The following is a 21,545-nucleotide window of genomic DNA, read 5'->3' on the forward strand; positions in this document are numbered from 1 at the left end:
TTGTTTTGAGTTTGTCGCCATCCTGACCCGACATCGCGACGGAGCGGCGACGTGAGCGGGTTCCAAATGGCGCGCCTCGAGATCAGGCAAGATGAACCGAAGCCTCTGACGCCGCGCCAAACGCGGCTGAACGAGCAGGCGCGCGAGATCGCGCAGCAGTTCACGGCCGCCTCCATCTCGCAGACGCTGCTGGTCGGCGCGGTCCGCCTGGCGGACGCCGCGCTCGTGCTCGCTTCCGCCGCCCTCGCCTACGGCCTGACGCTGGGGCCCCTGTCCGGCATGAGCTGGGTCTACCCGCTCGCGGCCGGGATCGGCGTCGTGCTGATGCTCATCTTCGCGCAGGCCGCCGACGCCTACCATGTGGTGGCGTTCCGCTCGGTGGGCGGCCAGCTCGGCCGCATCTTGGGCGCCTGGACGCTGGTCTTCGCGGGCTTCGCGGCGCTCGGCGCCTTCCTCGACTTCGGCGGCGCGATCGACCGGCGCTGGCTCGGCTACTGGTTCGTGTTCGGCGCGGCCGGACTGCTCGTCGCGCACGCGTGGCTCGCGATCCTGGTGAAACGCTGGGCGGCGCAGGGCCGGCTCGGCCGCAAGGCGGTCATCGTCGGCGGCGGCGAACCCGCGGCCGAGCTCATCCGCGCGCTCGAAGCGACTCCCGGCAACGACGTCCACATCTGCGGCGTGTTCGACGACCGCTCGAACGACCGCTCGCCGGCGATCGTCGCGGGCTATCCCAAGCTCGGCAACATCGCCGAACTCGTCGAGTTCGGCCGCCTCGCCCGCATCGACCTGCTGATCGTCACGATACCGGTTACGGCGCGCGGCCGCGTCACCGAGATCCTGAAGACGCTCTGGGTGCTGCCCGTCGACATCCGCCTCTCGGCCCACACCGACAAGCTGCGCTTCCGTCCGCGCTCCTACTCCTACCTCGGCTCGATCCCGATGGTGGAGCTGGCGGAAAAGCCGATCGCGAACTGGGACTACGTCGCGAAGCGCGCCTTCGACCTCGTGGTTGGCTCGCTCTGCATCCTGCTAACGGCGCCGCTGATGATCGCGACGGCGATCGCGATCAAGCTCGACAGCTCCGGCCCGGTGTTCTTCCGGCAGAAGCGCTACGGCTTCAACAACGAGGTCATCGAGATCTTCAAGTTCCGGTCGCTCCGCCATGAGATGGCGGACCCGGACGCGAAGACCGTGGTGACGAAGAACGACAGCCGGGTCACGCGCGTCGGCCGCTTCATCCGCAAGACCTCGATCGACGAGCTGCCGCAGCTGTTCAACGTCATCAAGGGCGAGCTGGCGCTGGTCGGCCCCCGCCCTCACGCCGTCAACGCCCACACCTCCGACACGCTCTGGAACGACGTCGTGGACGGCTACTTCGCCCGCCACCGCGTGAAGCCCGGCGTCACCGGCTGGGCGCAGGTCAACGGCTGGCGGGGCGAGGTCGACACGCCGGAGAAGCTGAAGAAGCGCGTCGACCACGACCTCTACTACATCGAGAACTGGTCGATCCTGTTCGACCTGATCATCCTGCTGAAGACGCCGATCTCGCTCGCCAAGACGGACAACGCCTATTGACCGCCTCGCGCGCCACCTATGGCGGCGGCCGCGCGCTGACCTTCGGCGCGGAGGGCCTGCGAGAAGGCATCGTGTGGCTCGCGGTCGCCTCGAGCTTCTTCGTGATGTTCGAGCCGGCTCCCTACGACCTGCTCTTCATCCTGGCGATCGCTGTGTTCGCGGCGACCGGCCTCAGCCTTCCGCGCACGCTGCTGCCCTTCGTGCTGCTGGTGATCCTGTACCAGCTCGGCGCGGTGCTGACCCTGACGCTGGTCTATGACCGGGCGGACACGCAGAAATGGACCACCGTCGGCATCTTCCTGTCGGGCACCGGGGTGTTCTACTCCCTGCTGCTCGCCGAGAGGACCGAGATCCGAGCGAGGCTGATCGCCAACGCCTGGGTCATCGCCGGCGCCATCGGCGGCGGATTGGCGATCGTGGGCTACTTCCACCTGGCGCCGTTCGCGGACTCGCTGCTGATCTACGGCCGCGCAAAGGCGACCTTCAAGGACCCAAACGTCTACGCGCCCTACCTGATCTTCCCGGCGCTAGTGCTGATCCAGCGGCTCTATTCGGTCGAGCTCAAGAAATCCCTGTTCGTGCTGCTGCCGCTCGGGCTGATCATGAGCGGCGTGTTCCTGAGCTTCTCGCGCGGCTCCTGGGGCCACCTGATCGGCTCCGCCGCGATCATGACCGTGCTGACGATCCTCGCCGCGCCCACGCCGGCGCGCAGGGCGCGCATCCTTCTCATATGCGGCGCGGCGGCCCTCGGCGCCGCCCTGCTGATCGCGGTGCTGCTGACCCTGCCCTCGGTGTCGAGCCTGTTCGCGGAACGCGCGAGCCTGGAGCAGAACTACGACGTCGGCCGCTACGGCCGCTTCGGGCGCCACGCCGCCGGCTTCCAGCTCGCGCTCGAACGGCCGTTCGGCATTGGGATCTTCCAGTTCGCCAAGCTCTTCGGCGCCGATGTCCACAACACCTATCTCAACGCGTTCATGTCCTACGGCTGGCTCGGGGGCCTCGCCCTGCCGACGCTGGTGATCGTCACCTTCGTCTTCGCGGGCCGCACGATTCTCGTTCCGACTCCGTGGCGACCGATCTTCATCTGCGCCTTCTCCACCTGGAGCGTGCTGATGATGGAGGCCTGGGTGATCGACGTCGATCACTGGCGCCACCAGTGGGCGCTGCTCGGCATGACCTGGGGCTTCATCGCCGCGACAATCGCCCACCAGCGCCGAGCCGACGGCGCGGCGTCGGCGCGCATGCCCCGCGCGGCGGGTTGACGGCCCCCGGGGCCGTCGCGCCAAAGTAGTCCGCACTTCCGCAGGCCCGCTCAAAGGCGCGACCCCGCCCCATGCCCGACCGCGACCGACCGCTGAAGATCGTGTTGATCGACGCGAGCCCCGAGCGCGCGGCGATCATGGAGCAGGGTCTGCGCGACGCCGGGCACACCACGATCATGCGGATCACGGACCACGTGAACCTGCTCGCCCGCATCTACGCGATCGACCCGGACGTGATCCTGATCGACCTCGAGAACCCGAGCCGCGACGTGCTGGAGCAGATGTTCCAGGTGAGCCGCGCCGTGCGGCGACCGGTCGGGATGTTCGTCGACCAGAGCGACAGCGCCTCGATCGAGGCCGCGATTGACGCCGGCGTCTCGGCCTATGTGGTGGACGGCCTGAAACGCGAGCGCGTGCAGCCGATCCTCGCGACGACGATCAGCCGCTTTCGGGCCTTCGCCAAGCTCCGCGCCGAACTGGAGCAGGCCAAAAGCCAGCTCGAAGAGCGCAAGACCGTCGACCGCGCGAAGGGCATCCTGATGCGCGCGAAGAAGATCGACGAGGACGAGGCCTATGCGCTGCTGCGCAAAGCGGCCATGAACGAGAAGAAGAAGATCGTCGAGATCGCCCAATCGGTGATCACCGCTGCGGAGCTGCTCGGATGAGCCTCGACCCGGTCAAGATCGGATTCATTCCGCTCGTCGACGCCGCCATTCCGATCATCGCGGCCGACGTCGGGTTCGCGGCGGAAGAGGGCATCGCGCTCGAATTGGTGCGGGAAGTGTCCTGGGCGAACATTCGCGACCGGCTGACGCTCGGCCACTTCGACGGCGCGCACTTGCTCGCGCCGATCGCGATCGCCACGACGCTTGGTCTTGCAACCGTGAAGGTGCCGCTGGCCGCGCCGCTCGCGCTCGGCCTGAACGGCAACGCGGTGACGATGTCGCCGCCGCTGTTCGAGGCCATCCGCCGGCACATGGCGCCGGGCGCGCGCATGGCCGACCCGCGAGCGACCGGGGCGGCGTTCAAGGCGGTCGTGGAGGAGCGACGGCGCAATGGCGACGAGCCGCCGACGCTCGGCATGACCTTCCCGTTCTCCACCCACAACTATCAGCTTCGGCTGTGGCTGGCCGCCGCGGGCGTCGAGCCGGACGAGGACGTGCGGCTCGCGGTCGTGCCCCCGCCGTTCATGGTCGACGCGCTCGAGAACGCCCACGTGGAAGGCTTCTGCGTGGGCGCGCCCTGGAACTCGGTCGCAGTCGAGTACAAGCTCGGCCGCATCCTCCACCTCGGCGTCGAGCTGGTGCGGCGCTGCCCTGAAAAGGTTCTGGCGGTGCGAGCGCATTGGCTGGCGCAGAACCCCGAGCTCGCCGCCCGGCTGGTGCGGGCCTGCGTGCGTGCGGCCGACTGGCTCGACGAGCCCAACAACCGTGAGGAGGCGGCGCGACGGCTCGCCGCTCCGAACCGGCTCGACGTCCACGCGCACATCATCCAGCGCGCGCTGGACGGGCGCCTTGCGACCGGCGACGGCGACGAGGCGCGCATTTCGGACAGCTACATCCTGTTCGGCGGAGACGGCGCCACGCGCCCCGACCATCGACATGCGCGCTGGCTGCACGCGCAGATGGTGCGGTGGCGGCAGGCGGCTGACGACCCGGCGGGCGCCGAGCTCGCCGCGGCGAGCTACCGAGCGGACGTCTACGACGCCGCTCTGGGCCGAGCCGCCCCGCCCGAAGAGGATGATCCGCTGGGCGTCTTCACCGACTGACGCCCGACGCCCGAGCCGCCTAACTTGCGTGCAGTGCACAAAACTGAAGCTGCATCTGCGCGCCCCGGCGGCAACCAAAGGCCTATCGGACGCGGTCGCTCGGTTGCCTAATGCGATTCAAAACCCCTCGAAATTGAACGATCCCAGTCGGCGTCGCCAACTTGGCACGCGACTTGAATAGAAGTGTTCGAGGTTGGCGTCGACGAAGACGCCCGCCTCTCGCCCACTGACGGGCGCCAGCGACGCCGCTGACCTGACGAGCGCCCTTCCGCACGTCACGTCCGCGGCTTTTTTCGTTTCTGGGCCCCCCGTCATGCGGACGGCGGCCCCTTCAAGACCCCGAGCGCCGATGGGCGCGCATGGAGCCGAAGGCCTGATGACCACCGACCCCAAGACGCCTCTGAGCCTTGGCCTCCGCCGCCGCGACGTGCTCCGCGTCGGCGCGGGCGCCGCCGCGACGCTCCTCGCCGCCCGGACGCTCTCGCCCTCCGGCGTGTTCGCGCAGGGCGCGGGGCCGGAAACCACCAAGGCGACGCTCGGCTACATCGCGCTCACGGACTCCGCGCCGCTGATCGTGGCGAAGGAGAAGGGCTTCTTCGCCAAGCACGGCATGACGGACGTCACCGTGACGAAGCAGGCGTCCTGGGGCACCACGCGCGACAACCTGGTGCTCGGCTCCGAGGGCAACGGCATCGACGGCGCGCACATCCTGACCCCGATGCCGTACCTGATCTCGGCGGGCAAGGTGACCCAGCAGAACATCCCGCTGCCGATGTATATCCTGGCCCGGCTGAACTACGACGCCCAGGCGATCTCCGTCGGCGCGGCTTACAAGGGTTTGAAGCCGACCGTCGACGCCAAGCCCCTGAAGGACGAGTTCCTGAAGAAGAAGGCGGCGGGCCAGCAGGCCAAGGTCGCCATGACCTTCCCTGGCGGCACCCACGACCTGTGGATCCGCTACTGGCTGGCGGCCGCCGGCATCGACCCGGACAAGGACGTCGAGACCATCGTGGTGCCGCCGCCGCAGATGGTGGCGAACATGAAGGTCGGCACCATGGACGCCTTCTGCGTCGGCGAGCCCTGGGGCGCCCAGCTCGTCGGCCAAGGCATCGGCTTCTCCGCCTGCAACACCTCAGAGATCTGGAAGGATCATCCCGAGAAGTCGTTCGGCATGCGCGCGGCCTATGTCGACAAGTACCCCAACGCCACCAAGGCGCTGCTGATGGCCGTCATGGAGGCGCAGATGTTCTGCGACGACATGGCGAACAAGGACGAGGTCGCCTCGATCGTCGGCACCCGCGCCTGGTTCAACGTGCCGGTGAAGGACATCGTTGGCCGCCTCAAGGGGCAGTACGACTACGGGGACGGCCGCGTGCTCGAGAACAGCCCCGGCCTGATGAAGTTCTGGGGCGGCGGCCCGGTCTCCTACCCCTACCAGAGCCACGACATGTGGTTCCTGACCGAGGACATTCGCTGGGGCAAGTTCGCCCCGGACACAGACGTCAAGGGCATGATCGCCAAGGTGAACCGCGAGGACCTCTGGAAGGAGGCCGCGAAGGCGGTCGGCGCCAAAACGATCCCGGAGTCGACCTCGCGCGGCGTCGAGACCTTCTTCGACGGCAAGGTCTTCGATCCCGCCCAGCCCATGGCTTACCTCGAGAGCCTCGAGATCAAACGCGTCGCCTAAGGCGCCGCCCCTACGGAGGGCGCCTGCGCGCCCTCCCCGCCCCCGACCATCCGCCCACCTCCTGAGGAGTCGCCATGTCGGCCCCGGTCCTGAAACTCGACGACGCCCGCGCGACCAAGGCGGCGCCCGCCGCCGAAGTCGTCGCGTTCCGGGCGCCCAAGGCGCCCTCCCCGATCGCCAAGCGCGCCAGGCGCGTCTTCGACTGGGCGGCCACCACGCTGATCCCGCCGTTGGTGGTGCTCGCGCTGCTGCTGCTGTTCTGGGAGCTGATCTGCTCGCGGCCCGGATCGGCGCTCCCCCCTCCGAGCCAGGTCGTCACCGACACCTGGGAGCTGATCGTCGACCCGTTCTACGACCGAGGCGGCCTGGACAAGGGCCTGTTCTGGCACCTGCTGGCGAGCCTCCAGCGCGTCGCGGTGGGCTACGCCATCGCGGTGGTGGTCGGCGTGGCGCTCGGGGTGCTGGTCGGCCAGTCCACCTGGGCGATGCGCGGCCTCGACCCGATCTTCCAGATCCTCCGCACCGTGCCGCCGCTCGCCTGGCTGCCGCTGTCGCTGGCCGCCTTCCGTGACGGCCAGCCCTCGGCGATCTTCGTGATCTTCATCACCTCGGTCTGGCCGATCATCATCAACACCGCGGTCGGCATTCGCAACATTCCGACCGACTACTCGAACGTCGCCAAGGTCATCCGGCTTAACGGCTTCGAATACTTCACCAAGATCATGATCCCGGCCGCGGCCCCGTACATCTTCACGGGCCTGCGGATCGGCGTCGGCCTGAGCTGGCTCGCGATCGTCGCGGCCGAGATGCTGATCGGCGGCGTCGGCATCGGCTTCTTCATCTGGGACGCGTGGAACTCGTCCAACATCAGCGACATCATTCTGGCGCTCGTCTACGTCGGAGTGGTCGGGTTCATCCTCGACCGGATCGTCGCGTTCATCGCCAACGCGGTCACCCGCGGCACGGCCACCGCGTGAGGATCCGGACCATGTCAGCCCAAGCCTTTCTCTCCATCCAGCACGTCGACAAAGCCTTCTCGCGCGGCGGCGTCACCAACGAGGTCCTCAAGGACGTCTCGCTCGACGTGCATGAGGGCGAGTACATTTCGATCATCGGCCATTCCGGCTGCGGCAAGTCCACCCTGCTCAACATCGTCGCCGGCCTCACCGGCGTGACGAAGGGCGTGGTCTTCCTCGAAGGCAAGGTGGTGGACGAACCCGGACCGGACCGGGCCGTGGTGTTCCAGAACCACTCGCTGCTGCCCTGGCTCACGGCTTACGAGAACGTGGCGCTCGCCGTCGACAAGGTCTTCGCCAAGACCAAGAGCAAGGCCGAGCGCCACGAGTGGACCATGCGCCAGATCGAGCTGGTGAACATGGCCCACGCCAAGGACCGGCGCCCGTCGGAGATCTCCGGCGGCATGAAGCAGCGCATCGGCATCGCCCGCGCGCTCGCCATGCAGCCGAAGGTGCTGCTGCTCGACGAGCCCTTCGGCGCGCTCGACGCGCTCACCCGCACCCATCTGCAGGACCAGGTCATGCAGATCCAGGCGGAGCTGAAGAACACGGTCCTGATGATCACCCACGACGTGGACGAGGCCGTGCTGCTCTCGGACCGCATCGTGATGATGACCAACGGCCCCTCTGCCCGCATCGGCGAAGTGCTCTCGGTGCCGCTCGAGCGCCCGCGCAAGCGGCTCGAACTGGTCTCCGACCGGACCTACATCGCGGCCCGCGCCGCGGTGCTCAAGTTCCTCTACGAGCGTCACCGCTTCGTAGAGGCGGCCTGAGGAGCCTTGGCCATGGACCGCGAGCGTCTCGTCGTCGTCGGCGCCGGCATGGCGTCCCTCCGGCTCCTCGAGGAGCTGAAGGCCGCCTGCCCCGGCCGCTACGCCGTCACCGTGATCGGCGCGGAGCCGGAGCCGGCCTACAACCGGGTTCTGCTGTCTTCGCTGCTCGCCGGCGAGGCGAACGACGAGGACCTCGCGTTCCGGGACCGCGCCTGGTACGCGGCGAACGGCTACCGCCTGCTGACCGGCGCTCCGGCCCAGGCGATCGATCCGTCGACGCGACGCGTGACGCTGAAAGACGGCCGCGCCTTCGCCTACGACCGGCTGGTGCTCGCCACCGGCTCTGAGGCGATCCGGCTGCCGCTGCCGGGGGCGCATCTCTCGCAGGTGCTGGTGTTCCGCGACCGCTGCGACGCCATGCGCCTTAAGACGCTCGGCGTTCCCGGCGCCCGCGCCGTGGTGATCGGCGGAGGGCTGCTCGGGCTCGAGGCGGCCTACGGCCTCGTCAAGCTCGGCTGCGCCGTCACCGTGGTGCACCTCATGGGCCGGCTGATGGAGCGCCAACTCGACGCCAGGGGCGCCGCCACGCTGCGCCGGACGCTCGAGGCCAAGGGCGTCGCCTTCGCGCTGGGCGCCCAGAGCAAGGCGATCGTAGGCGAGACCAAGGTGGAGGGGCTGGAGCTGGGCTCCGGCGAGGTTCTTCCCGCCGACCTCATCGTCATGGCCTGCGGCGTGCGCCCGAACGCTGCGCTCGGGCGCGGCGCCGGGCTCGCCGCCAACCGCGGCCTGCTGGTCGACGACGCCATGCGCACCTCCGATCCGCGCATCTTCGCGCTGGGCGAATGCGCCGAACACCGCGGCGTCGTCTACGGCCTCGTCGCGCCCGCCTACGAGCAGGCGAAGACGCTGGCGCGCGCCCTCGCCGGCGACGACGCGGCCTACGCCGGCACGCTGCTCTCCACCAACCTGAAGGTCTCAGGGGTCGCGGTGTTCTCCGCCGGCGCGATCGAGGCGGAGGCCGGCGACGAGACCATCGTGCTCTCGGACCCAGGCCACGGCTGCTACCGCAAGCTGATCGTCCGCGACGACCGGCTGAAAGGCGCGATCCTCGTGGGGGAAGCCTCGGACGCCCTTTGGTACCTCGACCTCATCGCGAGCGGCGCGCCGCTCGGGCCCTTGCGCGACGACCTCGCCTTCGGGCGCGGCTTCGCGCTTGCGGCGTGAAGGAGGCGGCGATGACACGGTTCACTTTCGCCGCGGCGGCCGAGTGCGTGCTTCGAAACGCGCTTCCGGCGCTCCTCATGCCGAGGAGCGGACCGCAGGTCCGCGTCCCGAAGCACGCACTCGTTGGTCCATGTGGCCTATTCGATCGGATTGGCGTCAGCTCATGACCCAGGATTTCTCTCCCGACCAGAAGCGGTACCTCGAGGGCTTCGTCTCCGGCGTGCAGGCGATCCGCGGCTCGCGCGGCGCTCCGGGCTTCGGCGGCGGCGTGCCGTTCGGCGGTCCCGGCGCCCCTGCGGTCGTCGAGGCCGAGCCGGCCGGGCCAGACGCGATCCACCTCAAGGCCATGGCCGCGCAGGAAAAGGCGGGCAAGAAGCTCGTCCCGCAGGAGAAGGCGAAGCGGGAGGAGCACCCGTTCGACGCCTATGCGCGGCTGAAGGACCTCGCGGAGAAGAACCAGTTCGCGAAGTCGCTCGACGACTTCCGCATCCGCTTCCACGGCCTGTTCTACGTCGGCCCCACGCAGGACGCTTACATGTGCCGGCTGCGGATCCACAACGGGATCCTGAAGGCCTGGCAGTTCCGCGGCGTCGCCGACCTGTCCGAGCGCTACGCCGGCGGCTTCACCCATGTGACGACCCGCGCCAACCTGCAGGCGCGCGAGATCAGCGCGGCCAACGGCATTCCCTACATCGAGGGCCTGGTCGACATCGGCCTGACCTCCAAGGGCTCCGGCGCCGACAACATCCGCAACGTCACCGGCACCCCGACCGCCGGCATAGACCCGCAGGAGCTGGTCGACACCCGCCCCTACGCCAAGGAGTGGCACCACCACATCCTCAACGACCGCGCTCTCTACGGTCTTCCGCGCAAGTTCAACGTGGCCTTCGACGGCGCCGGCCGGATCGCGGCGCTGGAGGACACCAACGACATCGGCTTCCAGGCCGTCGAGGTGCTGGAGGGCGCCGGCGTCGCGCCTGGCGTCTGGTGGCGGCTCGCGCTCGGCGGCATCACCGGCCACAAGGATTTCGCCCGGGACACCGGCGTGATCGTGCCGCTCGACAAGGCGACCAAGGTGGCGGACGCGATCGTCCGCGTGTTCATCGCCTCCGGCGACCGATCTGACCGCAACAAGGCGCGGCTGAAGTACGTGCTCGACGCCTGGGGTTTTGAGACGTTCCTGGCCGAGGTGGAGAAAGTCCTGGGCTGGAGCCTCACCCGCGTCTCGCCCGACGCCGTGGCGCCGCGTCTCGAGAGCGACCGGCTCGCCCACATCGGCGTGCATCCCCAGAAGCAGCCCGGCCTCAATTGGGTGGGCGTCGTGCTGCCGCTGGGCAAGATGACCTGCGCGCAGATGCGTTCGCTCGCCGACATCTCGGAGCGCTATGGCGACGGCGACGTGCGCCTGACCGTCTGGCAGAACCTGCTGCTTTCGGGCGTCCGCGACGCTGACGTGGCGGCGGTGGAGCAGGCGATCGCCGCCATCGGGCTCGCCACCTCCGCATCGAACGTCCGCGCCGGCCTGGTGGCTTGCACCGGCAACCGCGGCTGCAAGTTCGCGGCCTCCGACACCAAGGGCTTCGCCGACCTGATCGCGAACCACGTCGATGGCGTCGGCCTCGCGGTCGACACTCCCGTCAACATCCATGTCACCGGCTGCCACAACTCGTGCGCGCAGCACTACATCGGCGACATCGGCCTGATCGGCGCCAAGGTGCCGATCAACGACGAGGACACGGTGGAAGGCTTCCACCTCCACGTCGGCGGGGGCTTCGGTTCGGACGCGACGATCGGCCGGGAGCTGCTGCGCGACGTCAAGGGCGAGGACTGCCCGGCCGTCGTGGAGAAAATGCTGCGCGGCTACCTCGCCGCCCGCAGCGGCGCCGAGACCTTCGCCGCCTTCACGCGCCGGCACGAGATCGACGCGCTCAAGACCATCTTCGAGCTGGAGGGCGCTTGAACCCCATGACCGCGCAAGGCCAGATCCTCCCTCCCCTCGTTCCCGAGAACGCGCCCTTCAGCCCTGAGCAACGGGCCTGGCTGAACGGCTTCTTCGCCGGCCTGCTGTCGATGGACGGCGGGATGCAGGCGCTGTCGCGCGACGCCGCGACCGCGCTGCTGGGCTCGCCTCTGCCCGGCGAAGGCGCCTCCGCGCCGAAGGAAGAGGACGACGGCGCGCCGTGGCACGACGCGTCCATTCCGATCGACGAGCGCATGGAGATGGCCGCCGGCAAGCCGGTGAAGCGCCGCATGTACGCGGCCATGGCGCAGCAGGACTGCGGCCAGTGCGGCTATCTCTGCGAGAGCTACTCCGCCGCGATCGCGGCGGGCGAGGAGAAGAAGCTCAATCTCTGCGTGCCGGGCGGCAAGGAAACGACCCGCATGCTGAAGAAGCTGTTCGAGGAGCTCGACGGTGGCGGCGCGGCGCCCGCGAAGCCTGCGCCCATCCCCGCGGCGCCGGCCGCGGCCGAGCCCGGCCGCTCGCGCGAGACGCCGGTCGAGGCCGCCTTCCTGTCGAAGCGCGCGGTCAGCGGCGAAGGCTCCGACAAGGAGACCAACCACGTCGAGATCGACCTCTCCGCCTGCGGCCTGACCTATCAGCCGGGCGACTCGTTCGGCCTGTTCGCGACGAACGCGCCGGAGCTGTGTTTGGCGGTGGCCGCGCGTCTCGGCGTCGCGCCGGAGGCCGAAGTCACGCATGACGGCCACACGCTGCCCCTGGCCGCTTGGTTGTCGGAGCGGATGTCGCTCGGCGCCGCGCCGGACGCGCTGTTCGAGCTGCTCGGCGTCTACGCCGAAAGCGCCGACGAGAAGCAAACGCTCGCCAAGCTCGCCGAAGGCGAGGACCCGGACGGCGACCTCGCGACCCTCGACGTCCTGGCGGCGCTGGAGAAGTTCCCGGCCGTCACCCCGCCGGCGGCGGAGCTCCTCGGCGCGCTCGATCCGCTGCAGCCGCGGCTCTACTCGATCTCGTCGGCGCTCTCCGCCGATCCCGGCAAGGTCAGCCTGACCGTCGCCGCCGTCCGCTACCGCATCGGTGACCGCACTCGGCTCGGCCTCGCCTCGACCTATCTCGCCGACCGCGTCGCGCCGGGCGACAAGCTCAAGGTCTACGTCCAGAAGGCCCACGGCTTCGCGCTTCCGAAGGACGGCGCGGTCCCGATCGTCATGGTCGGCCCCGGCACGGGCATCGCGCCGTTCCGGTCCTTCCTGCGCGATCGCAAGGCGACCAACGCCGCTGGCGGCGCCTGGCTGTTCTACGGGCACCAGCACGAGGCGACGGACTACTACTACCGCGACGAGATCGCCGAGCTGCAGGCCGCGGGCGCGCTGACGAAGCTGTCGCTCGCCTGGTCCCGCGACGGCGCGGAGAAGGTCTACGTGCAGGATCGCATGCGCGAGGCCGGGGCCGAGCTCTGGAGCTGGCTCGAGAAAGGCGCGCACTTCTACGTCTGCGGCGACGCCAAGCGCATGGCGGCCGACGTCGAGAAGGCTCTGGTCGAGGTGGTCGCAACCCATGGAGGCAGAAGCGCCGACGAGGCCAAGGCGTTCGTCGGGGGCCTGAAGAAGGCCGGCCGCTACCAGGCGGACGTCTACTGATGGGCGCGGAAACAGAGTGCGTGCTTCGAGACGCCGGCCGACGGCCGGCTCCTCAGCATGAGAAGGTTGGACGCCGCCGGAGGTCGCCTCATGCTGAGGAGGGCCGTCATCCCGGCCGAAGCGGCGCAGCCGCGCAGACCCGGGACCGTCTTCAGGACAAGGCGCCTCGCTTCGCGAACGATCCCGGCTCTGCGCTGCGCTCCGGCCGGGATGACGCTGGTTTCGCTCGTGGCTCCGTCCGCCCATGAACATGCGCCCCGCCGACCTGCCGAAGGCCCCCACCCGCACCACTTGCCCCTACTGCGGCGTGGGCTGCGGGGTGCTGGCGCAGCCCGATCATCTCGGTGGCGCGACCATCGCGGGCGACACGGAGCACCCGTCCAATTTCGGCCGGCTGTGCTCGAAGGGCTCGGCGCTCGGCGAAACCCTGTCGCTCAACGGGCGGCTGCTGCATCCCGAGATCGGGGCCAAGCGCGCGAGCTGGGACGAAGCGCTCGACGCAACGGCGGAGGGCTTCCGCCGCACGCTTGAGACGCACGGGCCGGAAGCCATCGCGATCTATCTGTCGGGCCAACTTCTGACGGAGGACTATTACGCCGCGAACAAGCTGTTCAAAGGCTTCCTCGGCTCGGCCAACGTCGACACAAATTCGCGCCTTTGCATGTCGTCCTCAGTCGCGGGGCACAAGCGCGCCTTCGGCGCCGACACGGTGCCCGGGACCTACCGCGACCTCGAGATCGCCGACCTCCTGGTCTTCGTCGGCTCCAACGCCGCCTGGTGCCACCCCGTGCTCTACCAGCGGATGCTGGCCGCGAAGGCGGCGCGGGGCGCCAAGATCGTGGTGATCGACCCGCGCGGCACCGCGACGGCGGAGGAGGCCGACCTCCATCTGCCGCTCGCCGGGGGCTCGGACGCGGCGTTGTTCTGCGGGCTGCTGGTCCATCTCGCCGACAAGGGCCGCCTCGACCAGGCTTATGTCGCGGGCCACACGCAGGGGTTCGACGCGGCCCTCGCCCGAGCCCGCGAGATCGCGCCGACGGTCTCGGCCACTTCGGCCGCCTGTGGGCTGCCGCCCGCCGACGTCGCAGCCTTCTTCGAGCTGTTCGCGGCCACCGAACGCGTGGTCACGCTGTACAGCCAGGGGGTGAACCAAGCGGCGCAGGGAACCGACAAGGTCGGGGCGATCATCAACTGCCATCTCGCCACGGGTCGCATCGGCCGCGAAGGCATGGGGCCGTTCTCGCTCACCGGCCAGCCCAACGCCATGGGCGGGCGCGAGGTCGGGGGGCTCGCCAACCAGCTCGCCGCCCACATGGGTTTCGAGCCGGCCTCGATCGACAGGGTCCGCCGGTTCTGGGACGCGCCGCGCATGGCGCAGGCGGACGGGCTGAAGGCCGTCGACATGTTCGACGCCATCGGCCGCGGCCAGATCAAGGCGCTGTGGGTGATGGGCACCAACCCCGCCGTCTCCGTGCCGCGCGCCGACGCCGTGCGCGCCGCGCTGAAGCGGCTCGACCATTTCGTCGTCTCCGAAAACGTCGCCTCCAACGACACACTGGGCGCCGGCGCGCACATCCGCCTTCCCGCCGCGGCCTGGGGGGAGAAGGACGGCACGGTCACGAACTCCGAGCGCCGCATCTCGCGCCAGCGGCCGTTCCTCGCGCCCCCCGGCCAGACGCGGCCGGACTGGTGGGCGGTGGCGCAGGTGGCGAAGCGCCTCGGCTTCGGCGAGGCCTTCGGCTGGCGCACGCCGGGCGAGGTGTTCCGCGAGCACGCCGCGCTTTCCGCGTTCGAGAACGACGGAACGCGCGACTTCGACATCGGCGCGTTGGCCGACCTCGACACCCACGACTACGACCAGCTCAAGCCGATCCAGTGGCCGGCCCGCCGCGGCATGGCGCGCACGGAGACCCGCTTCTTCGCCAAGGGCGGCTTCTACACCGCGAACGGCCGGGCGAACTTCGTGGAGGTCGCGCCGCTCGCGCCGTCGGCCTCGACCGACGATCGCTTCCCTTTCCGGCTCAACACCGGCCGCATCCGCGACCAGTGGCACACCATGACGCGCACCGGCAAAAGCCAGCGGCTCTCCAGCCATCTGGTCGAGCCGTTCGTGGAGATCCATCCGGACGACGCGACCGCCGAGGGCCTGAAGGACGGCGGCTTCGCACGGGTGACAACCACCCATGGCGACGTCGTCCTGCGCGTGCGCGCGGAGCCCGGCCAGCGCCGGGGAGCGCTGTTCGCGCCGATCCACTGGAACGATGAAACCTCGTCCAACGGCCGCGTGGGCGCGCTGGTTCACGCCGCCGTCGATCCGTTCTCCGGACAGCCCGACGCCAAGGCGACGCCGGCGGCGGTCGCGCCGGCGCGCTTCGCGCGCCAGGGCTTCGCGTTGACCCGAGGGGCCCTCGGCGCGCTCGATCCCGCCACGTGGTGGGCAAGGGCGACCGTGCCGCACGGGTTCGGCCTGCTGTTCGCCACCGATCACGAGGTGACGCTCTCCGAGATCTTTCCGGACCTCGAGCCGGGCGACGAGATCGTGGACTACGTCGACGCCGGCCGCGGGGTGGCGCGCTCCGCCGTCTTCCGCGACGGGGCGTTGGCGGCCTGCCTGTTCGTCGCGCCCGATCGACAGGAGAGCGCCTGGACCTTCCTCCGCGCGAAGCTCGGCGAGGGGCTTACGGAAGGCCAGGTCCGCAGCCTCCTGCTCGCCGGCCGCGCCAGCGACGGCGCCGCCTGCGGCCCGCTGGTCTGCGCCTGCCACGGCGTGCCGAAAGGCGTCATCGAAACCGCGATCCGCGGCGGCGCGGCGGACGCCGCGGCGGTGGGCGCCACGACCAAGGCCGGAACGAACTGCGGCTCCTGCCTGCCGGAGATCCGGCGCATGCTGGTGGCGGCGCGGGCGCTCGCGACCGCGTAACACCGCTGCGATGGCTACTGGCTGAGACGACGAGGTTCCTGGGGACCTGCGTCAGGCGCCCTCTGATCCACCCCGCCCGAACCTTCGCGCGAGCCAGAACCCCGGCCCGGCGAGGGCGGCGTAGGCCGCGAACCCCGCAAGGCCGATCAGCGCCGCGGGCGCGAGGTCCGGCATCTGCGGGATCAATCCCTTCACGGCGCCGGCGGGCGCCAGCGCGAACCAGATGGCGGCGGCGCTGGCGGCGGTCGCGAGCGCTAGCGCGCCGAGGTTCAACGCGAGGCGGCGATCCAGCGCGAAGCGGCCGCGATTTCTGAGCAGCAGCACCAGCAGGCCGAGGTTGACCCAGGCGCCGACCGAAGTGGCGAAGGCGAGCCCGGCGTGGGCGTAAGGCCCGATCAGCACCAGCTTCAGCCCGAGGTTCGCGAGCGTGGCGACAGCGAGCGCCTTCACAGGCGTCGCGGTGTCGCCGGAGGCGTGGAAGGCCGGCGTGACGCAGCGGAGCGCGACGATGGCTGGCAGGCCGACCGCGTAGGCCTCGAGCGCGGCGGCGGAGCCCGCCACCGCCTTCAGGTCGAAGGCGCCGCGGCCGAACAGCGCCGCGACCACGGGCGCGGCGGCCACCGCGAACAGCGCCACGAAGGGCAGCGTCATCAGCAGCGCGCCTTCGAGCGCACGGTTCAGCCGGTCACGCGCGCCGGGGACGTCGTTGCGCGCAAGGCGGCGCGACAGCTCCGGCAACAGCACGGTGCCGATCGCGATGCCGACCACCGCCAGCGGCAGCTGGTAGAGCCGGTCGGCGTAGTAGAGGTAGGACACGGAGCCGCTCGGCAGGAACGAGGCGAGGATCGTGTCGGCGAACATGGCGATCTGCACGCCCGCCGACCCAAGCACAGCCGGACCAAAGCCTTTGAGGAAGGTCTTCACGTGCGCTGTGAGGGCCGGAACGCGCAGCCTGAGCCAGAGGCCCGAGCGCCTGAGGTCCGCGAGGACCAGCGCAAGCTGCGCGAAGCCGGAGATCAGCACGCCCCAGGCCAGAGCGTGCGCGACGGTCGGGAATAGCCCCGAGGCCATCAGGGCGGCGATCATGCAGATGTTGAGCAGGATGGGCGTCGCGGCCGCGGCGGCGAAACGATCGTGCGCGTTCAGCACGCCGGAGACCAGCGTCATCATCGAGATCAGCAGCAGGTAGGGAAAGGTGATCCGGGTGAGCGAGGCGGTCAGCCCGAGCTGGGGGGGATCTTCAGCAAAGCCCGGCGCGAGAGCTGCGACGACGTAGGGCGCGAAGGCGATGGCGAGCGCCAGCAGGCCGAGGTGGACCACCACCGTGATCGCCAGCACGTCCTCGGCGAAGGCGCGCGCTGCGCCCTCTCCGTCCTGGGTCAGCGCGCGGGCGTAGCGCGGCACGAAGGCGGCGTTGAACGCCCCCTCCGCAAAGATCGCGCGAAAATGGTTCGGCAGCCGGAACGCGATCATGAAGGCGTCCGCGAGCGGTCCGGCGCCGAGCAGCGCCGCCATCATCACGTCGCGGACGAAGCCGAACAGGCGCGAGGCGAGCGTCAGTCCGCCGACGGAGGCCGCCTTACGCCACATGAATCATCGTCTCCGCCCCGCCGTTACGGCCGCGGACGATACAGGGGCGCGCGAGACGGGGTAAGTGCGCTCCGACGCTTACGCCGCGCGGGCGGCGCCCGGCGCTCCTTCCGCGGGGAACACCGCGAAGCGCTCGAACGCGAGGCCCACCTCCTCACCCTCGGCGAAGACGGCTTCGGGCGGCAGCCGCACCTCGATGCGGGACCGGCGAACGCCGACGTCGACGTCGGCGCGGCGGAACGCACCCAGCCGCCGCAGCGTGGCAACGCGGCCGAGGGCGACCCCCTCCCCCGGCGCCACGAAGGTCACGTCCTGCGGGCGCACGTGCAGCCGCGCGGGGCCGTCGGGCGCGTCGACGCGCCCGAGCGGAAGCGCTTTGCCGTCGAGCGCCGCCTGGCCGCCGCGCACCTCGATCGGCAGCGAACTCGAGTCGCCGATGAAGGCGTAGACGAACGGGGTCGCCGGCTGGTCGTAGATCGCGTCCGGCGTACCCACCTGCTGCAGGTCGCCCTTGTGAAGAATGGCGACCCGGTCGGCGAGCTCCAGCGCCTCCTCCTGGTCGTGGGTGACGAACACCGTGGTGTGGCCGGTCTCGTTGTGGATCTCGCGCAGCCAGCGGCGCAGCTCCTTGCGGACCTGGGCGTCGAGCGCGCCGAAGGGCTCGTCCAGCAGCAGCACCTGCGGCTCGATCGCGAGCGCGCGGGCGAGTGCCACGCGCTGGCGCTGGCCGCCGGAGAGCTGCGCGGGATACCGGTTCTCGAGGCCCTGGAGCTGCACGAGCTCAAGCAGCTCCAGCACCTTCCTGCGGATGTCGGCTTCCGCGGGCCGGCGCGCCCGGCCGCGCACGCGCAGGCCGAAGGCGATGTTGTCGAACACCTTCATGTGCCGGAACAGCGCGTAGTGCTGGAACACGAAGCCCACGTTGCGCTCCTGGACCGGCTTCGCCAGCGCGTCCTCGTCGCCGAAGAGGATCCGACCGGAGTCCGGGATCTCGAGCCCTGCGATGGCGCGCAGCAGCGTGGTCTTGCCGGAGCCCGAAGGCCCGAGCAGCGCCACCAGCTCGCCCGAGCGGATGTCGAGGCTGACGCCGTTCAGCGCAGGGAAGGAGCCGTATTCCTTGCGGACGTCGCGGATCTTGAGGTCCATGGGTCTATTCAGTCCGTTGTCAGTGGCGGCGGCCGGAGGCGAGCTGGTCGGCGTAGCGCCATTCCAAGGCGCTCTTCACCACCAGCGTCACCAGGCCGAGACCTGCGAGCAGCGAGGCGACGGCGAAGGCGGCGACGAAATTGTAGTCGTTGTAGAGGATCTCGACCTGGAGCGGGACCGTGTTGGTCTGGCCGCGCAGATGGCCGGAGACGACCGAGACGGCGCCGAACTCGCCCATGGCGCGGGCGTTGCAGAGCAGCACGCCGTAGAGCAGCGCCCAACGCACGTTCGGCAACGTGACCGACCAGAACGTGCGCCAGCCGCCGGCGCCGAGCGACAACGCGGCCTCCTCCTCGCTGACGCCCTGCTCCTGCATCAGCGGGATCAGCTCGCGCGCCACGAAGGGGAACGTGACGAAGATGGTGGCGAGCACCAGCCCGGGAACGGCGAAGATGATCTGGACGCCGACGCTCTGCAGGTAGTGGCCGAAGTAGCCCTGCGCGCCGAACAGCAGCACGTAGCACATGCCCGACACGACCGGAGAGACCGAGAACGGCAGGTCGATCAGCGTCACCAGCAGGCTCTTGCCGCGGAACTCGTGCTTCGCCACCGCCCAGGAGGCGGCGAGGCCGAAGACCACGTTGAGCGGGACCGCGATCGCCGCGACGCCGAGCGTCAGCCACACCGCCGACCAGGTGTCGGGATCGTCGAAGGACGCGAAGTACGCGTCGACGCCGTTGCGGAAGGCCTCGGCGAACACGGCGATCAGAGGCAGCACCAGGAACAGCGCCAGAAACGCCAAGGCGACCGTGATCAGCGCCAGGCGCACGGCGATCGGCTCGGTGGTCGGGCTGGCGCCCGCGGCGACGGGATGAGCGGGGAGAGTCTGGCGCGGATCAGCGGGCATGGCCGAGCCTCCGCCGCGACCAGGCTTCGATGAGATTCACCACCAGCAGAATCACGAAGGACATCGCCAGCATGATCGTCGCGATGGCCGTCGCGCCGGCGTAGTCGAAGCCTTCGAGCTTGGTGATGATCAGCAGCGGCGCGATCTCCGACACGTTCGGGATGTTGCCGGCGATGAAGATGATGGAGCCGTACTCGCCGACCGCGCGCGCGAAGGCGAGCGCGAAGCCCGTCAGAAGCGCAGGGACAAGCGTTGGAAACACCACCCGGAACACCGTGGTCAGCCGTCCCGCGCCGAGGGTGGCGGACGCCTCCTCCAACTCGCGGTCGACATCCGCCAGCACCGGCTGAACGGTGCGCACTACGAAGGGGAGGCCGATGAAGGTCATGGCGACGAAGATGCCGAGCGGCGTGTAGGCGACCTTGAACGGCAGCAGCGACCCAACCCAACCGTTCGGCGCGTAGATCGCGGCGAGCGCGATGCCGGCGACGGCGGTCGGCAGCGCGAACGGGAGGTCCACTGTGGCGTCCACGAGGCGTCGGCCGGGGAAGTCGTAACGTGTGAGCACCCAGGCCAACAGCAGGCCGAACACGGCGTTCACCGCCGCCGCCGCGAGCGAGATCCCAAAGCTGATCTTCAGCGCGTTCAGCGTCTGCGTCTGCGTCAGGATCGCCAGCAGCCTGGTCGGGCCGAGCGAGGCCGCCCAGGCCACCACCGCGCCGAGCGGGATCAGCACCAGCAGCGACATGTAGAGCACGGTGAACCCGAGCGCGAGCCCGAAGCCCGGCACTGCGCTTGGCGTCCTGAAAGGCGTGGCGCTCATGCGGACTTTCAGTCGAGAGGGCGGAGCGCCAGGGGCGGCCGGCGCCGCATAGGTCGCGTCTGGGCTGGACGTCACTCTAAGGCTCGATCGTCTTTGAGGGAACGGCGGACATGCCTGCGGCCGGACGTCGACGTCCGGCCGCAGAACAGATTACAGAGAGGGGGTGCAGGGGCGGGTTCAGTTCGGCTTGTAGATCTGGTCGAAGGTGCCGCCGTCGCCGAAGTGCTCGGACTGCGCCTTGCCCCAACCGCCGAAGTCCTTGTCGATCGTCACGAGCTTCAGCTTCTGGAAGCGGTCGACATCCGCCTTCTCGGCGAGGTCGGGCGACACCGGCCGGTAGAAGTTCTTCGCCGCGATTGTCTGGCCTTCCTTAGCGTAAAGCAGCTTAAGGTAGGCCTCGGCCGCCTTCCGGGTCCCGCTCTTGTCGACATTCGCATCGACGATCGCGACCGGCGGCTCCGCCAGGATCGAGATCGACGGGAACACGATGTCGAACTTGTCCTCGCCGAACTCCTTCAGCGAGAGATAGGCCTCGTTCTCCCAGGCCAGCAGGACGTCCCCGAGGCCGCGCTGGGCGAAGGTGGTGGTCGAGCCCCGGGCGCCCGTGTCGAGCACGGGCACGTGCTTGAACAACTCCGCCACAAAGGCCTTGGCCTTAGCGTCATCCCCGCCGTTCGCCTCGCGGCCGTAGGCCCAGGCGGCGAGATAGTTCCAGCGGGCCCCGCCCGAGGTCTTGGGGTTCGGCGTGATGACCTGGACGTCGGCCTTCACCAGATCCCCCCAGTCCTTGATCCCCTTCGGATTGCCCTTGCGGACCAGGAAAACGATGGTCGAGGTGTAGGGCGAGGAATTGTGCGGCAGCCGCTTCTGCCAATCCGCCGGCAGCTTGCCCGTGGCCTTAGCGATGGCGTCGATGTCGGCTGCGAGCGCGAGAGTCACGACGTCCGCGTTCAGACCGTCGATCACCGAGCGCGCCTGCTTGCCGGAGCCGCCATGGCTGACCTGAACTCGGATGTCCTCGCCGGTCTCGGCCTTCCAGCTCTTCGCGAAGGCGGCGTTGAACTCCTTGTAGAGCTCCCGCGTCGGGTCGTACGAGACGTTGGTCAGCGTCGTCTGAGCGAAGGCGGTCGGCGCGGCCGCAGACAGGGGGACGACCAGCGCAAGGGCGGTCAGCGCGCGGGTGAAAGTGCGACGATGCATCGGCGTCAGGCCTCCGGAAGCGATGCGCTCATTCCACTTTTCCGGCCGTCAATG

General features: G+C 69.6%; 16 protein-coding genes. 11 read left to right on the forward strand and 5 right to left on the reverse strand.

Annotated elements, in window-relative coordinates:
- Window positions 1-66: 66 nt before the first annotated feature.
- From METY_RS02910 to METY_RS02960, 11 genes are all read left to right on the forward strand, one after another.
- Window positions 67-1,575 (forward strand): undecaprenyl-phosphate glucose phosphotransferase, encoded by a 1,509-nt coding sequence (locus METY_RS02910; RefSeq protein WP_103119899.1) that lies wholly within the window; start codon window positions 67-69, stop codon window positions 1,573-1,575.
- Window positions 1,572-2,837 (forward strand): O-antigen ligase family protein, encoded by a 1,266-nt coding sequence (locus tag METY_RS02915; protein ID WP_103119900.1) that lies wholly within the window; start codon window positions 1,572-1,574, stop codon window positions 2,835-2,837. Before METY_RS02910 ends, METY_RS02915 begins: the two co-directional genes overlap by 4 nt.
- A 71-nt stretch (window positions 2,838-2,908) precedes the next feature.
- Window positions 2,909-3,502 (forward strand): ANTAR domain-containing response regulator, encoded by a 594-nt coding sequence (locus METY_RS02920; protein ID WP_103119901.1) that lies wholly within the window; start codon window positions 2,909-2,911, stop codon window positions 3,500-3,502.
- Window positions 3,499-4,605: a CmpA/NrtA family ABC transporter substrate-binding protein gene (locus METY_RS02925; RefSeq protein ID WP_103119902.1), complete on the forward strand. Its 1,107-nt coding sequence runs from the start codon at window positions 3,499-3,501 to the stop codon at window positions 4,603-4,605. Before METY_RS02920 ends, METY_RS02925 begins: the two co-directional genes overlap by 4 nt.
- 376 nt (window positions 4,606-4,981) lie before the next feature.
- A complete protein-coding gene (locus METY_RS02930; protein WP_103120127.1) occupies window positions 4,982-6,292 on the forward strand; it encodes a CmpA/NrtA family ABC transporter substrate-binding protein in 1,311 nt (436 codons plus the stop codon).
- Between the two features lie 74 nt (window positions 6,293-6,366).
- Window positions 6,367-7,269, forward strand: coding sequence for a nitrate ABC transporter permease (gene ntrB, locus METY_RS02935; RefSeq protein WP_103119903.1), 903 nt, complete (start codon window positions 6,367-6,369; stop codon window positions 7,267-7,269).
- Window positions 7,270-7,280: 11 nt separating this feature from the next.
- Window positions 7,281-8,081: an ABC transporter ATP-binding protein gene (locus METY_RS02940; RefSeq protein ID WP_103119904.1), complete on the forward strand. Its 801-nt coding sequence runs from the start codon at window positions 7,281-7,283 to the stop codon at window positions 8,079-8,081.
- Window positions 8,082-8,093: 12 nt separating this feature from the next.
- Entirely contained in the window at window positions 8,094-9,305 is a 1,212-nt protein-coding gene (locus tag METY_RS02945) for an NAD(P)/FAD-dependent oxidoreductase (protein ID WP_103119905.1), read from the forward strand.
- Between the two features lie 163 nt (window positions 9,306-9,468).
- Window positions 9,469-11,265 (forward strand): NirA family protein, encoded by a 1,797-nt coding sequence (locus METY_RS02950; protein ID WP_103119906.1) that lies wholly within the window; start codon window positions 9,469-9,471, stop codon window positions 11,263-11,265.
- 5 nt (window positions 11,266-11,270) lie between these two features.
- Window positions 11,271-12,905 carry a sulfite reductase subunit alpha gene (locus METY_RS02955; RefSeq protein ID WP_103119907.1) on the forward strand — a complete coding sequence of 545 codons (1,635 nt, stop codon included), beginning with the start codon at window positions 11,271-11,273 and terminating at the stop codon, window positions 12,903-12,905.
- 244 nt (window positions 12,906-13,149) lie between these two features.
- Entirely contained in the window at window positions 13,150-15,825 is a 2,676-nt protein-coding gene (locus METY_RS02960; protein WP_103119908.1) for a nitrate reductase, read from the forward strand.
- A gap of 51 nt (window positions 15,826-15,876) precedes the next feature.
- Here the strand turns inward: METY_RS02960 and murJ are convergent, their stop codons facing one another.
- The 5 genes from murJ to METY_RS02985 all read right to left on the reverse strand — a co-directional run bounded on the left by murJ (window position 15,877) and on the right by METY_RS02985 (window position 21,491).
- Window positions 15,877-17,415, reverse strand: coding sequence for a murein biosynthesis integral membrane protein MurJ (gene murJ / locus METY_RS02965; protein WP_103119909.1), 1,539 nt, complete (start codon window positions 17,413-17,415; stop codon window positions 15,877-15,879).
- A gap of 78 nt (window positions 17,416-17,493) precedes the next feature.
- Complete coding sequence (locus METY_RS02970) at window positions 17,494-18,561, reverse strand: sulfate/molybdate ABC transporter ATP-binding protein (RefSeq protein WP_103119910.1); 1,068 nt, start codon at window positions 18,559-18,561, stop codon at window positions 17,494-17,496.
- A 19-nt stretch (window positions 18,562-18,580) separates the two neighbouring features.
- Window positions 18,581-19,468 carry a sulfate ABC transporter permease subunit CysW gene (gene cysW, locus METY_RS02975; protein WP_103119911.1) on the reverse strand — a complete coding sequence of 296 codons (888 nt, stop codon included), beginning with the start codon at window positions 19,466-19,468 and terminating at the stop codon, window positions 18,581-18,583.
- The gene (gene cysT / locus METY_RS02980; protein ID WP_103119912.1) at window positions 19,458-20,291 is read right to left on the reverse strand and encodes a sulfate ABC transporter permease subunit CysT; all 834 of its coding nucleotides are present in this window, start codon (window positions 20,289-20,291) and stop codon (window positions 19,458-19,460) included. Before cysT ends, cysW begins: the two co-directional genes overlap by 11 nt.
- Before the next feature lie 177 nt (window positions 20,292-20,468).
- Window positions 20,469-21,491 carry a sulfate ABC transporter substrate-binding protein gene (locus METY_RS02985; RefSeq protein WP_103119913.1) on the reverse strand — a complete coding sequence of 341 codons (1,023 nt, stop codon included), beginning with the start codon at window positions 21,489-21,491 and terminating at the stop codon, window positions 20,469-20,471.
- Window positions 21,492-21,545 lie beyond the last annotated feature (54 nt).

Source organism: Methylopila sp. Yamaguchi, from assembly GCF_002897035.1.
Classification (GTDB): domain Bacteria; phylum Pseudomonadota; class Alphaproteobacteria; order Rhizobiales; family Methylopilaceae; genus Methylopila.